This window comes from Mycobacterium sp. SMC-15, from assembly GCF_045310925.1.
Classification (GTDB): domain Bacteria; phylum Actinomycetota; class Actinomycetes; order Mycobacteriales; family Mycobacteriaceae; genus Mycobacterium.
Genome location: NZ_JBJIAJ010000008.1, coordinates 134,116 through 147,798 on the forward strand (window position 1 = coordinate 134,116; position 13,683 = coordinate 147,798).

Annotated in this window: 14 protein-coding genes; 9 read left to right on the forward strand and 5 right to left on the reverse strand. The window is 67.1% G+C overall.

Annotation, left to right across the window (positions count from 1 at the left end):
• Positions 1 to 3: 3 nt before the first annotated feature.
• Both ACJH71_RS13620 and ACJH71_RS13625 read right to left on the reverse strand, forming a co-directional pair.
• Positions 4 to 1,113 (reverse strand): acyl-CoA dehydrogenase family protein, encoded by a 1,110-nt coding sequence (locus ACJH71_RS13620; protein ID WP_406758636.1) that lies wholly within the window; start codon positions 1,111 to 1,113, stop codon positions 4 to 6.
• A gap of 14 nt (positions 1,114 to 1,127) precedes the next feature.
• The gene (locus tag ACJH71_RS13625) at positions 1,128 to 2,288 is read right to left on the reverse strand and encodes an acyl-CoA dehydrogenase family protein (protein ID WP_406758539.1); all 1,161 of its coding nucleotides are present in this window, start codon (positions 2,286 to 2,288) and stop codon (positions 1,128 to 1,130) included.
• Between the two features lie 109 nt (positions 2,289 to 2,397).
• On the opposite strand from ACJH71_RS13625, the gene ACJH71_RS13630 reads away from it, so the two are divergent.
• The 4 genes from ACJH71_RS13630 to holA all read left to right on the forward strand — a co-directional run bounded on the left by ACJH71_RS13630 (position 2,398) and on the right by holA (position 6,425).
• Entirely contained in the window at positions 2,398 to 2,934 is a 537-nt protein-coding gene (locus ACJH71_RS13630; RefSeq protein WP_406758540.1) for a DUF4352 domain-containing protein, read from the forward strand.
• A gap of 105 nt (positions 2,935 to 3,039) precedes the next feature.
• Complete coding sequence (locus ACJH71_RS13635; RefSeq protein WP_406758541.1) at positions 3,040 to 3,885, forward strand: ComEA family DNA-binding protein; 846 nt, start codon at positions 3,040 to 3,042, stop codon at positions 3,883 to 3,885.
• Between the two features lie 2 nt (positions 3,886 to 3,887).
• Positions 3,888 to 5,450 (forward strand): ComEC/Rec2 family competence protein, encoded by a 1,563-nt coding sequence (locus ACJH71_RS13640; protein ID WP_406758542.1) that lies wholly within the window; start codon positions 3,888 to 3,890, stop codon positions 5,448 to 5,450.
• Between the two features lie 12 nt (positions 5,451 to 5,462).
• Positions 5,463 to 6,425, forward strand: coding sequence for a DNA polymerase III subunit delta (gene holA / locus ACJH71_RS13645; protein WP_406758543.1), 963 nt, complete (start codon positions 5,463 to 5,465; stop codon positions 6,423 to 6,425).
• 69 nt (positions 6,426 to 6,494) lie between these two features.
• On the opposite strand, the gene rpsT is transcribed toward holA, so the two are convergent.
• Both rpsT and ACJH71_RS13655 read right to left on the reverse strand, forming a co-directional pair.
• A complete protein-coding gene (rpsT, locus tag ACJH71_RS13650) occupies positions 6,495 to 6,755 on the reverse strand; it encodes a 30S ribosomal protein S20 (protein WP_406758544.1) in 261 nt (86 codons plus the stop codon).
• Positions 6,756 to 6,855: 100 nt separating this feature from the next.
• Positions 6,856 to 7,713, reverse strand: coding sequence for a ribonuclease Z (locus ACJH71_RS13655; RefSeq protein WP_406758545.1), 858 nt, complete (start codon positions 7,711 to 7,713; stop codon positions 6,856 to 6,858).
• 125 nt (positions 7,714 to 7,838) lie between these two features.
• Between ACJH71_RS13655 and ACJH71_RS13660 the strand changes: the two genes are divergently transcribed.
• A complete protein-coding gene (locus ACJH71_RS13660) occupies positions 7,839 to 8,267 on the forward strand; it encodes a CBS domain-containing protein (protein ID WP_406758546.1) in 429 nt (142 codons plus the stop codon).
• Between the two features lies 1 nt (position 8,268).
• Here the strand turns inward: ACJH71_RS13660 and ACJH71_RS13665 are convergent, their stop codons facing one another.
• Positions 8,269 to 8,883, reverse strand: a complete 615-nt coding sequence (locus ACJH71_RS13665) for a type II toxin-antitoxin system PemK/MazF family toxin (RefSeq protein ID WP_406758547.1) — start codon at positions 8,881 to 8,883, stop codon at positions 8,269 to 8,271.
• A 578-nt stretch (positions 8,884 to 9,461) separates the two neighbouring features.
• On the opposite strand from ACJH71_RS13665, the gene ACJH71_RS13670 reads away from it, so the two are divergent.
• The 4 genes from ACJH71_RS13670 to ACJH71_RS13685 all read left to right on the forward strand — a co-directional run bounded on the left by ACJH71_RS13670 (position 9,462) and on the right by ACJH71_RS13685 (position 13,672).
• Positions 9,462 to 10,010, forward strand: a complete 549-nt coding sequence (locus tag ACJH71_RS13670; protein ID WP_406758548.1) for a hypothetical protein — start codon at positions 9,462 to 9,464, stop codon at positions 10,008 to 10,010.
• Between the two features lie 356 nt (positions 10,011 to 10,366).
• The gene (locus tag ACJH71_RS13675; protein ID WP_406758549.1) at positions 10,367 to 10,903 is read left to right on the forward strand and encodes a hypothetical protein; all 537 of its coding nucleotides are present in this window, start codon (positions 10,367 to 10,369) and stop codon (positions 10,901 to 10,903) included.
• A 115-nt stretch (positions 10,904 to 11,018) separates the two neighbouring features.
• Entirely contained in the window at positions 11,019 to 12,908 is a 1,890-nt protein-coding gene (gene lepA / locus ACJH71_RS13680; protein WP_406758637.1) for a translation elongation factor 4, read from the forward strand.
• Positions 12,908 to 13,672, forward strand: coding sequence for a sensor domain-containing protein (locus ACJH71_RS13685; protein WP_406758550.1), 765 nt, complete (start codon positions 12,908 to 12,910; stop codon positions 13,670 to 13,672). Before lepA ends, ACJH71_RS13685 begins: the two co-directional genes overlap by 1 nt.
• The last annotated feature ends 11 nt before the right edge of the window (positions 13,673 to 13,683 follow it).

Here is a 13,683-nt window from a genome sequence, read left to right on the forward strand (position 1 = left end):
GGGCTACAGTTTGGCCAGGTCGTAGCCGCCCAGGTTGTCGATCAGCACGTGCAGCTGATCCTGCGACGAACCCAGGGTGTGGTCGATGGCGGTGAGCCGGGCGGCCAGGTGGCCGACCGGATACTCCCAAGTCACCCCGATCCCGCCGTGCAACTGGATGGCTTCCTGCGCGATGTGGCGCCCGGAGCGGCCCACCTGCAGCTTGGCGCGCGCCGCGATCACCGGGTCGTAGTTGTCGTCGGCGAGCGACATCGCCGCGTACATGCTCATGCTGCGGGCCAACTCCAGCGACACGTACATGTCGGCGGCACGCTGGGTCAGGGTCTGGAAGGTGTTGAGCGTGACCCCGAACTGCTTGCGTGTCTTGAGGTAGTCGGTGGTCAGCCGCAAAGCCTCTTCCATCGCGCCGACGGCCTCGGCGCATAGGGCCGAAGAGATGCGGATGACGGCGCGCTCGATGGCGGCCGAGGCGTCGGTTGCCTCACCCAGCGCGGTAGCCGGCGTGTCGGCGAAGTCGATCTGGGCGCCGCGCTGGCCGTCGAAGGTCCGGTAGGGCGCCCGCGTCACACCGTCAGCGCTTGCGTCGACCAGGAACAGCCCGGTCCCGCCGTCCGGCAACGCGGCGCTGACCACCAGCGTGTCGGCGCGATCGCCGGTCAGCACCGGGTTCTTACGTCCGGTCAGCCGCCACGAATCGCCTTGCGGCACAGCCGTGGTGGCCACCTTACCTGCGGTTCCCCGCATGCCCGGCTCGGTGTGGGCGAACGCCAGGATCTGCTCGCCCTCGGCGACAGAGTCGAGCAGCGCGCGCTGCTCGGCGGTGCCGCGCTCGGCGATCAGTGCGCCCGGCCCGAGTGCTCCGTGTACGACGGGCTCCGGCGCCACCCGCCGGCCGACCTCGGTGAGCACCACCATGATCTCCAGCGGTCCGGATTCCTGCGGGTCGAAACCCAGACCGAGAATCCCGATGTCCGCCAGTTGTTTCCACACCTCGGGGTTGAAACCGGGGTCGGTCTCGATGACCTTGTTGCGGGTCTCGGTGTCATAGCCCGACAACATCGAGCGGGTGGTGTCGCGCAGCAGAACCTGCTCGTCGCTGAGTTGGAAGTCCATAGCTGTCATGCCTCCTAAAGGCCGAGAATGGTCGACGCGATGATGGTGCGCTGTACCTCGTTGCTGCCGCCGTAGATCGAGGTCTTGCGGTAGTTCAGATACGTCGGCGCCGCGTCCTGCGCCCAGGTGGGCGTTGCGATGCCGTCGCCTGCCTCGAAGGGCAGGGCATCGGGACCGGCCAGCTCAACGAACAGCTCGGTGGCGGCCTGCTGCAGCTGGCTGCCCTGCAGCTTGAGCACCGATGACGCCGGGTTCGGCTTGCCGTCGGCGGAGTCGCTCGACACTCGCATCTGGGTGAGCTCCAGTGCCAGCAGATCGTTTTCGAGTTCGGCGACCCGCGCCGCGAACAGCGGATCGTCGAGGGCCCCCAACGCCTTGGCGCGCTGCTTGAGTTCGGCGACACGCACCTTGGTGCGGGTCACCCCGGCGATGCCGGTCCGCTCGTTGCCCAGCAGGAACTTCGCATAGGTCCAACCGTGGTTCTCCTCACCGACCAACTGATCGGCGGGCACCCGTACGTCGGAGAAGAACACCTCGTTGACCTCGTAGCCACCATCGATCAGCTTGATCGGCCGCATGGTGACACCCGGTGTGTCGACCCGGAACAGCAGGAAAGAGATACCGGCCTGCTTCTTGGGTGCCTGCGGGTCGGTGCGCACCAGGCAGAAGATCCAGTCCGCGTACTGGCCGAGCGTGGTCCAGGTCTTCTGCCCGTTGACGATGTAGCTGTCGCCGTCACGCACCGCCGTGGTGCGCAGGCTTGCCAGGTCGGAGCCGGCTTCTGGCTCGGAAAAACCTTGGCACCACCAGATGTCCAGGTTGGCGGTGGCGGGCAGGAAGCGCTCCTTGATCGCCTGGGAGCCGAATTCCGCGATCACCGGGCCGACCATCTTGGCGTTGAAGGTCAGTGGTTCGGGCACCGAGGCGAGCTGCATCTCGTCGTGCCAGATCTGGTGCTGGGTCAGCGTCCAGTCCTTGCCGCCCCACTCGACCGGCCAGTTGGGTACCGCCAGGCCGTTGGCGTTGAGGATCCGCTGGGTGGTGACGATGTCGTCGGGAAAGTTCGAATGGCCCAACCGGCTGCGTTCGCGAATGTCAGCGGGGATCTCGGTGGTGAAGAAGGTCCGCATCTCGTCGCGGAATGCGGCCTCCTCCGCGCTCAGTGCCAGTCTCACGTCGACCTCCCGGTTGGTTGGGTGAACTCACGGTTGGTATGCACCCTAATCGCCACTTCCGCGGCCGTTCGGGGGAGGGCTTACCGTGCGCTTTTGTAGGCTGGACCTCATGAGACGGTGGGTCGTCGCGCTCGGTGTTCTGGTCTTGTCTCTCGTGTCGTGTTCGGCGGAACCAGCGGAGCAGGCCACGCCGGACTCGTCACCGGGGGCCCGGCAAACGCCGGCCCCGCGACCGGCCGCGCACATCGGCCAGACGCTGGATCTGATGCGCATCGGCGGGCAGAAGATCGCCGTGACGTTGACAGAGGTCATCGCCCCGGCGACGGTCCCGAACGGCTGGGGCGCGGCCGGCAAGACCTACCTGGCCACCAAGGTGCGGATCGAGAACGCCGGAACTACGACCATCGTCGGCAACAGCAACAGCGACGTGACTGTGGTGGGTTCCGATGATCAGAGCTACCGGGCCGACTTCGCCACCGTGACCGAATGCAAGGACTTCGCCTACGGCTGGTTTCTGATCCCGGCCGGCTCGTCGAACACCGGTTGCGTGGTCTTCGCGCTGCCCACCGGGGTCACGGCGTCAAAGGTGCGCTACGCGCCGTCGTCGGGCATCTCGCAAGACGTCGGGGAGTGGCTGAACCCGTAGCGGCGTCGCGGCAGGTTGCGCACAGTCCCGGGTTGATCCACAGATCGGCTGGGATCGTGCGGTGAGCGAACCGGTCTGACGGTGCCGGCACCTACCGTCGGGCGCATGGCATCAGAACTGCCCGGCGAGCGGCTGCAGCGTCGACTCGGCCTGCTGCCGGAATCCGACCATGGTGAGCACACCTGCGAAGCCGACGACGAGGCTGACCCGAATTCGTTGCTGCCGCGGTGGTTGCCTGACGGCGCCGCCGACGCGGGCTGGCTTGCAAAAGTACGGGCCGACCCGGGCCGAGCCGGTGCTATTGCCTTGGCGGTGATCGCCGCGGTCGCGGTGCTCATCACGGTGTTCACCGTGCTGCGTGATCAGCCTGCGCCGGTGCTCAGCGCCAAACTGCCACCGGTGGAGATGGTTTCGACTGCCAGCCCGCGCACCGACGAATCGGCCGCCAGTGCCGCGGCGCCGCCCGCCGAGCAGGTTGTGGTCAGTGTGGTCGGCTTGGTGCACAAGCCGGGTTTGGCGACGTTGTCGCCTGGCTCCCGCATCGCAGATGCGCTGACCGCCGCCGGCGGTGCGCTCGACGGTGCCGATACGGTCGGCCTGAACCTGGCCAGGATCTTGGTGGACGGCGAACAGATCGTGGTCGGTCTGGCGCCGCCGGCCGGGCCGCCGGTACTGGGCAGTTCGGTCGGGGCCGCCTCGCAGGCTCCGGAAGCTCCCCGCACCAGCACCGCGCCGACCGGTCCTGAGCCCAAATCCGGCGAGTCGGTCAACCTCAACACCGCGACGGTCGAGCAGCTCGACGCCCTGCCCGGGGTGGGTCCGGTGACGGCGGCCGCCATCGTGGCCTGGCGCGACGCCCATGGCAAGTTCACCCGCGTCGATCAGCTCGGCGACGTCGACGGGATCGGCCCGGCGCGCCTGGAGAAGCTGCGTGCCCTGGTTCGTGTCTGAGCGTGACACCGCCCGCGGCCGTACCGACACCAGCGGCTCGGCTCGACGTTCGGCTGGTGCCGGCGGCGGTGGTGGGCTGGCTGGTCACGGCGGCCGGCATTCAGTGGCAGATCGGGGGCGTGCTGGCCGTGCTGTGCGCCCTGCTGGGCGTGACGGCCGGCGTGCTGTGCTGCTATGCCGGGCGGCTCCGGCGGCCCGGCTGGCGGCTCGTGGGTGCGGCGGTTGCCGCGGCATCGATGGCGGGCGCGGGCTTCGGATGGGCTGTCGCGCTGCGTACCGCCTCCGTCGAGCACCACCCGATCACCGCGGTGTTCGGCACGGCAGCGGCGGTGACGGTCACCCCGAGCGAGAGTCCGCTGCCGGCCGGCGCACGGCGGGTGATGTTCCGGGCCACCCTGCAGCGCGTCGACAACGTGGCCGCGTCCGGCCGGGTGCTGGTATTCGCCTCCAGCGTCGACTTCGGCGAGGTGATGGTCGGCCAGCCGACGGCGTTCCGCGCCAAGATCGCCCGCCCGGCCCGGCGGGACCTGTCGGTGGCGGTGCTCACGGCCACCGGCGCTGCGGTGCGCGGCCAGCCCGGGCCGGTCGCGCGGGTAGCGCATCGGGTCCGGGCCCGGTTCGCGGCCGCCGCCGCGCGAGTGCTGCCCGACGAACAGGCTCGGATGTTGCCCGCGTTGGTGCTCGGTGACACGTCGGCGATAACCGTCCCCACCGGTCGGGACTTTCGGGCCGCCGGCCTGACCCACCTGATGGCCGTCTCCGGTGCCAACGTGACGATCGTCTGCGGCGCGGTGTTGTTCTCGGCGAGGCTGGTCGGTCCACGGACGGCTGCCGTGCTGGCCGCGGGGGCATTGGTGGCGTTCGTGATCGTCGTGCAGCCCACGGCCAGTGTGCTGCGGGCGGCGGTGATGGGGGCCATCGCGCTGTTGGGCGTGCTTTCGGCGCGCAGTCGCCAGGCCGTGCCGAGCCTGGCCGCCAGTGTGCTGGTGCTGCTGGCGTTGGCCCCACACCTGGCGGTCGATGTCGGGTTCGCCCTGTCGGTGGTGGCCACCGCGGCGTTGGTGCTCGTCGCGCCGGTGTGGACGGCCCGGCTGGTGGCGCGCGGCTGGCCTCGATCGCTGGCCGCCGCGGTCTGCGTGGCGTGGGCCGCCAACCTGGTCACCGCGCCGTTGATCGCCGGCATCTCCGGGCGGCTCAGTCTGGTGAGTACCGCGGCCAACCTGGCGGTGGCGGCGCTGGTCGCGCCGATCACCGTGTTGGGCAGCGCCGCGGCGGTGTTGTGCGGGTGGTGGCCGGCAGGCGCCTATCTATTGATCCGTTTCACCGGACCGGAGTTGTGGTGGGTGTGCCGTATCGCGCACTGGGCCGGCGCAATGCCCGCCGCCACCGTGCCGGTGCCGGGGGGAGTGGCCGGGGTCGCCGGGGTCGGCGCCGCTGCCGTCCTGATGGTGGTGTGCTGGCGATGGCGGTGGTGCCGGCGGGCGTTGGCCGTGTTGGCACTGTGCCTGTTGACGTGGTCGGCCACGCAGGTGTTGACCGCCTGGGCGGGTGTCGGCGCAGCGTGACACGATTGGCGGGTGAGCCAATCGGTTTCGCCGCTGCATCTGATCCTCGGGGATGAGGAACTGTTGGTCGAGCGGGCCGTTGCCCAGGTGTTGGCCGGGGTGCGGGCCCAGGCCGGCAGCACCGACATCCCGGTGGACCGGTTGCGAGCCGGTGAGGTGGCGGCGGGTGAACTCGCGGAGCTGTTGAGCCCGTCGCTGTTCGCCGACGAACGGGTGGTGGTGCTCGAGGCCGCCGCCGAAGCCGGTAAGGACGCCGTGACGCTGATCGAAGCGACGGCCGCCGACATTCCGCTGGGCACCGTGCTGGTGGTGGTGCACTCCGGTGCGGGGCGGGCCAAGGCGCTGGCGGGCAAGCTGCGGGAACTCGGCGCCGAGGTGCACGCCTGCGCCCGGATCACCAAGGCCTCCGAACGGACCGACTTTGTTCGCGCCGAGTTCCGCGGGCTCAAAGTCCGCGTCGACGACGACACTGTGACGGCGTTGCTCGACGCGGTGGGCTCCGATATCCGCGAACTGGCCTCGGCGTGTTCGCAGCTGGTCGCCGATACCGGCGGGCATGTTGACGCCATCGCAGTGCGCCGCTACCACAGCGGCAAAGCCGAGGTGAAAGGATTCGACGTCGCCGATCGGGCGGTCGTCGGCGACGTCGCCGGTGCCACCGAGGCGCTCCGCTGGGCGATGATTCGTGGCGAACCGCATGTGGTGCTGGCCGACGCCCTGGCAGAGGCGATTCACACCATCGCCCGGGTGCGGTCCAAGTCCGGTGATCCCTACCGGCTGGCCGGTGAATTGGGTATGCCGCCCTGGCGGGTGCAGAAGGCGCAGAAGCAGGCCCGGTTCTGGTCGCCGGGGACGATGGCGGCCGCGGTGCGGCTAGTGGCCGCCCTCAACGCCGACGTCAAAGGCGCCGCTGCCGACGCCGACTACGCGCTGGAGGCCGCGGTCCGTGGGGTCGCCGAGCTGGCCGACCGCTGACCCAGACAACACGAAGGCCCCTGTTCCAATGTGGAATCAGGGGCCGCCGCTTGCGGACAATCCGCTAGGTCAGAGCTGGTTGAGCGCCTTCGCCAGGGCCGACTTCTTGTTGGCAGCCTGGTTCTTGTGGATGACGCCCTTGGTAACGGCCTTGTCCAGCTTGCGGCTGGTCGAGACCAGCAGCTCGCCGGCCTTGTCCTTGTCGCCGGCTGCGGCGGCCTCGCGGAAGGCGCGGATCGCGGTGCGCACCGCCGACTTCACCGACTGGTTGCGCAGCCGGGCTTGCTCGTTGGTCCGGTTGCGCTTCACCTGCGACTTGATGTTGGCCACGGAGTAATTCCTTCGCAAAAGCTTGAGTTGGGTTTGCCTCCCGAGGCGGGAGCAACAGCTGTTCAGGGTACCAGCTGGTTCGGCAACTCCCCAACTCGACTCAGCTGCGGGCGGTCACCTCGACTCGATGCAGGTCGTCGCCGAGTTCGATCGGCCCGTCGAACTCCGCGGCAGCCAACGCCCGCCACTGCTCCTCCTGTCCGGGCGCGATAGCGGGCACATAGTGGGTCAGCACCAGGGTGCCCACGCCGGCCCGTCGGGCGGTCGCAGCCGCCTGGGGCACCGAGGAGTGGTAGTCGCAGATGTCGCGGATGCGCTGCTGGGGCAGCAACTCGATCAGGTCGCTGCGGATGACGGTGTGCACCAGCGCATCGGCTCCGGCCGCCAGCTCGTCGAGGCTGTCGCAGGGCACGGTGTCGCCGGCCATCACCACCGAGGCGGTCCCGTTGTCATCGGAGTGCTCGATCCGGAAACCGATGGTCGGCGTCACCGGCCGATGGTCGGTGGGTGCCACGGTGATCTGCACCTGGTCGCGATCCCAGACCAGGCCCGAGGTGTGTTCCTGCACGTCGACAGGGGGCGGGGCGGTCAGATCGTCGTGATGGGCAATGCGGTAGCCGATGTCGTGACCGAAAGCTCGCAGGGTCGCCTCCACCACCTCCGCGGTGCCCGGTGGCCCGATGATCGGCAGCGGCGGGGTGTCGGGGGTGAAAGTGGTGACCCATCGGGTGATCAGCAGATCCCCCAGATCGGCGATGTGGTCGCTGTGCAGGTGGGTGAGCAGAAGTGCCGACAGGGTGTTGGCCGAGCCGCCCGCCGCTGCCAGGCGCTGCAGCACCCCCCGTCCGCAGTCGACCAGTAGTTGCTGGCCCCCGGCTCGGACCAGGGTCGACGGTCCGGCGCGGTTCGGGTCGGGGATCGGGCTTCCGGTGCCCAGCAGAGTGATCTCGATCGTCATGCGTCACATATGCCACAGATTTCGGCTGCGCGCTATGCGATCGACGGAGTTTCGTTATCGCCACCCCGGTCCGGCCGAAATGGCCTAGCCTGGTGTGAAGCAGATCACTGCGGCGGGAGGCTTCAATGCGGATCGCGGATGTATTGCGGAACAAGGGTGCGGCGGTGGTGACGATCCATCCGGATGCCACGGTCATGGAGTTGCTGGCTGGCTTGGCCGAGCACAATATCGGCGCCATGGTGGTGATCGGACGTGAGGGTTTGGAGGGGGTGGCCTCCGAGCGCGACGTGGTCCGCCAGTTGCACGTCCACGGCGCCAGTCTGCTGGCCCGGCCGGTGTCGGCCATCATGACCCGACTGGTGGCGACCTGCGCCAAGGCCGACTCCGCCGACGACGTCAGCATGTTGATGACCGAGCACCGCGCGCGTCACATACCGGTGCTCGAAAACGGCCGATTGGCAGGGATCGTCAGCATCGGCGACATCGTCAAGTCCCGGATGGAAGAGCTGCAGGCCGAACACGAGCAACTGCGCGACTACATCGCCCAGGGTTAACTCAACTCCACGAGTATTCGGTGCGCAGTCGGGCGGCCACCACCTCGAACACCGAACGCTCCAGGATGGCGCCTTCGCGCCGGATCGATTCCTCGGGCACGTCGAGCACCCGGTCGAGGCGCACCCAGCTGACCCGGTGAGCGTCATCCCAGCTGCCCGCACCGATGCCGACCCAGTTCGCGTCCTCGGCATGCCGTTGCCTGCTGGACAGCATCAGGCCCAGCAGCACGTTGCGGTCGCGGCCGACGACCAGCACCGGTCGGTCCTTACCGCGGTCCGGCTCGTCCTCATAGGCCACCCAGGTCCAGACGATCTCGCCCGGGTCGGCGCGACCGTTGAGATCGGGGGAGTAGACCAGCCGGCGTGCGCGGTGCGCGGTGGGAACACTGCTGTCGGTCACCGGGCGGCCGGAGGCGATTTCGGTAGCCGGCTCCGATGTCGCGCCGCTGAGCATCTCCAGACCGATTTTGATGCCCTGCTCGATACCGCGCTGGATGCGCTGCTGTACCTGCGGTGCCTGCTCGAGTTGGCGGATGAACCGTGGCGCCTCGTTGAACACCAGGTTTTCCGCGAATCGCTGCACCGACTCCCATGGGGTCTTCCGCGGGGAAGCCATGCTCGCAGCATAGGCGAAACCCGTTTCGGGCACTGCTCTCCGCGCTTCCGTGGCGGCGCCGCGACGACACCGATTCCTTGACGTGAACGTAAACAAAGTGCACAGGAATCTGTACGAAAACTGAAGTGCCACTTGTGTTGTCCGTAGAGATGCATCGGCGTACGGTACGGGAATATTCATTAACAGGGGGCTTCATTTCAACGGGGCGGGCGCCGGCGTCAGCTAGGCGGAAGATTTCTAGCGGTGAGTGGAAGTCGCCGAAAAACTGCAGTCTGGGGGTTTTAGCTTTTCCTCCGGGGGTGCTTGAAATGGGGCAAGCCACCGTCCGGAACGACATCTACGACATGGCGTTCGCCGGAAACTGATGTCTTGGTTGAGTCCGGTGTGTGTTCGCCCGGGCTCGTCTGCGCACCGACGGGCTGTCAGGAGGTATATGGATTTGGGCACCTATCTCGCAAGGTTCCAATCGAACCAAGACTAGTGAAACTGACAGAGCCCCTGCGGATTTCAGAGGCGGTGCTGGGGGGCTCCTGGGCGGACTACCGCCAAAAGAAGGACATTCGCGAAAGGCATTGAACATGAGCATGCGCAAATTCGTCGTCATTGGTGGCTTCGCTGCCGGCGCTGCGTTCGTATTGGCGCCGTTGGCATCTGCCGACACCGATCCCTTGGCGCCCATCGTAAGCAGCGAGATCGGGTCGATGAACTTCCTCTTCGGCACCGACACGTTGCTGGCGGGTGTGCCATCGACGGACGTCACCACGGGCCCGCAGGGCTTTGACATCATCAAGCCGGCGGACGTATCGACGGTTCAGGACGATGGCTCGACCCTGTTCGACCACCTGGTCTACGGACTGAACCCGACCATGGCGGGACTGGCTTCCGATCCCGGCGCGTACAGCGTCTTCAATGGCGCGATGGTCCCGCTCGACGACAGCATCAACTCGCTGTTGTACGCGCTGATGAACAACGGCGATGTGCTCGACTGGAGCAGCGGCGACCTGTTCGGCGGCGACAGCGCGATGGACATCGCCAGCAACGCCGACACCGGCTGGGCAGAGGCCGCTAACTACCTCAGCTTCGCTTGGGGTGACTTGATGGGCTACTTCGGCATCTTCGACTCCTGATCGCAGCCCGAAGCGAAACCCCCGGAGGGATCCTCTCCGGGGGTTTCGTCTTGCCGTGGATGCCGTCGGTTCGGGCGTTCACTTGGGGGTGTCCAGGGCATCGGATGCTGTGCATGGGCGGGCGGCGAAGTGATCCTGAGCACATGTTGACCTGCGCAAACACCGGGACGCCTGGGAGAATTTGGGGGAAGAGCTCGAAGAAACCAAGACGAAAGTGAACATTAACTTGTATTGATCACAGGTCCTTGTTAGATTTTATCCGGCTTACAGCAACGGTGCTGGGGGGAGCTTCCGGCGGGGGTTGGGGAAACCGGCCGCCGGGCAGCAATAGTGAAGGGCATTTGGGGGGAATGGACATGCGGAAAATCGGCGTGCTCGGCAGCTTCGTCGCTGGTACGGCACTTGCGTTGGCGCCGCTGGCGGCTGCCGACACCGACTCGACCGGCTTCGACTTCAGCGCTGTGCTGGCGGGCGAGATCCAGTCGATGAACTTCCTCTTCGAGTCGCAGGCCACCATGGCCGGCGTCGGGGACAAGGTTATCGACGCCTCCGAGGCCAACCCGTTCCTGACCATCGACAAAGACGACGTGAACGCCGCCTTCGGCACGCTGCTCTACGGCGTGAACTGGGAGAACGAGATCTCCTCCGACCCGGGCGCCTACAGCCTGCTCAACGGCGCGTTGACGCAGTTCATCGACGGCAACAACGTGCTGTTGTTCGCGATCCTCAACGGCGGCGACCAGATCGACTTCGAAAACGCCGCCGACTACCTGTTCGGGACCGACGCCGCGATCGCCGCCGGTTTGGCCGGCGAAAGTGCCTGGGAAGATGCCGCGCTCTTCTTCCAGGCGGGCATGGCCGACATCGGCGGTTACTTCGCAATTGACCTGTAATTGGCGATCGGAAGCGCAAACCCCCGGAGATGGGTCTCCGGGGGTTTCGTTTTGAAGCCACCGTCTCGCTACCCTGACTAGGCAGTAGGCACCACCGCCCCCCGTTCACCAGGAGATTCCCATCAGTAGTTTCGCCGACCAGACCTTCACCGCGCCGGCGCAGATACGGAACTTCTGCATCATCGCCCACATCGACCACGGCAAATCCACCTTGGCCGACCGAATGCTGCAGCTCACCGGCGTCGTCGACGACCGATCGATGCGGGCCCAGTACCTGGACCGGATGGATATCGAGCGTGAACGCGGCATCACCATCAAGGCGCAGAACGTTCGGCTGCCCTGGACGGTCAAGGAACCGCGTAACGGTGCTGCGGCCGGCGACTACGTGCTGCACCTGATCGACACGCCCGGACACGTCGACTTCACCTACGAGGTGTCGCGTGCGCTGGAGGCCTGCGAGGGCGCCATCCTGCTGGTCGACGCCGCACAGGGCATCGAGGCGCAGACCCTGGCCAACCTGTACCTGGCGCTGGACCGTGATCTGACCATCATTCCGGTGCTCAACAAGATCGACCTGCCCGCTGCCGACCCCGAGCGCTACGCCGCCGAACTGGCCCACATCATCGGGTGCGAGCCCGAAGACGTGCTGAAGGTGTCGGGCAAGACAGGCGAAGGCGTGGCCGAACTGCTCGACGAAGTGGTCAAGCAGGTTCCGGCACCCACCGGCGACGCCGACGCGCCCGCACGGGCGATGATCTTCGACTCGGTCTACGACATCTACCGCGGAGTGGTCACCTACGTCCGCGTCGTCGACGGCAAGATCACTCCCCGCGAGAAGATCGCCATGATGTCCACCGGCGCCACCCACGAGCTGCTGGAAGTCGGCATCGTCTCCCCGGAACCCAAGGCCACCAAGGGGCTTGGCGTCGGCGAGGTGGGTTACCTGATCACCGGCGTGAAGGACGTGCGCCAATCCAAGGTGGGTGACACCGTCACCTCCGCACGCAATGGCGCCACGGAGGCGCTGACCGGATACCGCGAGCCCAAGCCGATGGTTTATTCCGGGCTGTACCCGGTTGACGGGTCGGACTATCCGAACCTGCGCGAGGCACTGGACAAGCTGCAGCTCAACGACGCTGCCCTGACCTACGAGCCGGAAACGTCGGTGGCGCTGGGCTTCGGCTTCCGGTGCGGATTCCTGGGCTTGCTGCACATGGAGATCACCCGAGAGCGGCTGGAACGCGAGTTCAACCTCGACCTGATCTCCACGGCACCCAACGTCGTCTACCGGGTGATCAAAGAGGGCAAGGGCGGCGAGTCCGACGAGATCGTGGTGACCAACCCGTCGGACTGGCCGGAAGGCAAGATCCGCACCGTCTACGAGCCGGTCGTCAAGACCACCGTGATCGCGCCGAGTGAGTTCGTGGGCACCATCATGGAGCTCTGCCAGTCTCGGCGTGGGGAGCTCGGCGGCATGGACTACCTCTCCGAGGAGCGGGTCGAACTGCGCTACACGTTGCCGTTGGGCGAGATCATCTTCGACTTCTTCGATTCGCTGAAGTCGCGTACCCGGGGCTATGCCAGTCTGGACTACGAGGAGGCCGGCGAGCAGGAGGCCGAATTGGTCAAGGTCGACATCCTGCTGCAGGGCGAGGCGGTGGACGCGTTCAGCGCGATCGTCCACAAGGACTCGGCTTCGGCCTACGGCAACAAGATGACCACCAAGCTCAAGGAGCTGATACCGCGCCAGCAGTTCGAAGTGCCGGTACAGGCCGCGATTGGCTCGAGAATCATTGCCCGAGAAAACATCCGGGCTATCCGCAAGGACGTGCTGTCCAAGTGCTACGGCGGTGACATCACCCGTAAGCGCAAGCTGCTGGAGAAGCAGAAAGAGGGCAAGAAGCGGATGAAGACCATTGGCCGGGTCGACGTGCCGCAGGAGGCATTCGTCGCGGCACTGTCCACCGACAGCGGGGGCGGCGCCGGAGACAAGGCCAAGAAGTAGTGGCCGTCCGGGCAGGCACAATCGCGGCGGGCGCGGTGGCGGTCGTGCTGCTGTCCAGCGGGTGCACCACGGTGGTCGCCGGGACCGTCCGGCCCGCAGCGGGATTGGCGCCCACCCCGGTGAGTGGGATGGCGGTCCGGCAGGTGTTGCTCGACGATTCCGAGCTGTCGAAGCTGACCGGCCAGCCCTTCCGCAGTGACCCCTCCCTGCCGCCGCGGTTCGGCGGTCTCGATGAACTGCCCGACGCGTGGGAGTCCGCGGCGCCGGAAGACTGCGTCGGCGCAGCGGTGGGCGGTCAGCGCAGCGTGTACAGCTCCGCCCAGGTACGCGACGTCGCCCATGAGTTCTGGGACAGCTCGAGCGATGGCGACTCGCCGCTGACCGGGGTGGGTGAGGCGGTGATCGCACTGGACAATGCCGCAGACGCCGGCGCGCTCTTCGAGAAGTTCGCCCAGCAGTGGGGCAGCTGCGACGGCGTGGTGGTGACCCGCGACAGTGGGGGTGACAGCGAGGCCAGCGGCGAGATCACCGAGGTCTCCAACCAGGATGCGGTGCTGGTGGCCACTGTGCGCACCACGGTGGACGGCGAAGCGGGACTGCGGGTCTCGCGGGCGCTCGCGGCGCGGGTGAACTGTGTCGTCGATGTCGACGTGTTCTGGTTCGTCGATGAGGAGGACCACTCCGGTGCTCCGCCGGCCGGCGACACCACAGCCGCCGACCTGGCTCGTGCGATGCTGGACAAGGTCCGCAACCTCAGCGGCTGACCGCCCGGGCC

Coding starts and splice junctions, on each gene's coding strand:
- ACJH71_RS13620 (WP_406758636.1), bottom strand. CDS start 1,113: ATGGACTTCCAACTCAGCGACGAGCAGGTTCTGCTGCGCGACACCACC.
- ACJH71_RS13630 (WP_406758540.1), top strand. CDS start 2,398: ATGAGACGGTGGGTCGTCGCGCTCGGTGTTCTGGTCTTGTCTCTCGTG.
- ACJH71_RS13635 (WP_406758541.1), top strand. CDS start 3,040: ATGGCATCAGAACTGCCCGGCGAGCGGCTGCAGCGTCGACTCGGCCTG.
- ACJH71_RS13655 (WP_406758545.1), bottom strand. CDS start 7,713: ATGACGATCGAGATCACTCTGCTGGGCACCGGAAGCCCGATCCCCGAC.
- ACJH71_RS13660 (WP_406758546.1), top strand. CDS start 7,839: ATGCGGATCGCGGATGTATTGCGGAACAAGGGTGCGGCGGTGGTGACG.
- ACJH71_RS13665 (WP_406758547.1), bottom strand. CDS start 8,883: ATGGCTTCCCCGCGGAAGACCCCATGGGAGTCGGTGCAGCGATTCGCG.
- ACJH71_RS13670 (WP_406758548.1), top strand. CDS start 9,462: ATGAGCATGCGCAAATTCGTCGTCATTGGTGGCTTCGCTGCCGGCGCT.
- ACJH71_RS13675 (WP_406758549.1), top strand. CDS start 10,367: ATGCGGAAAATCGGCGTGCTCGGCAGCTTCGTCGCTGGTACGGCACTT.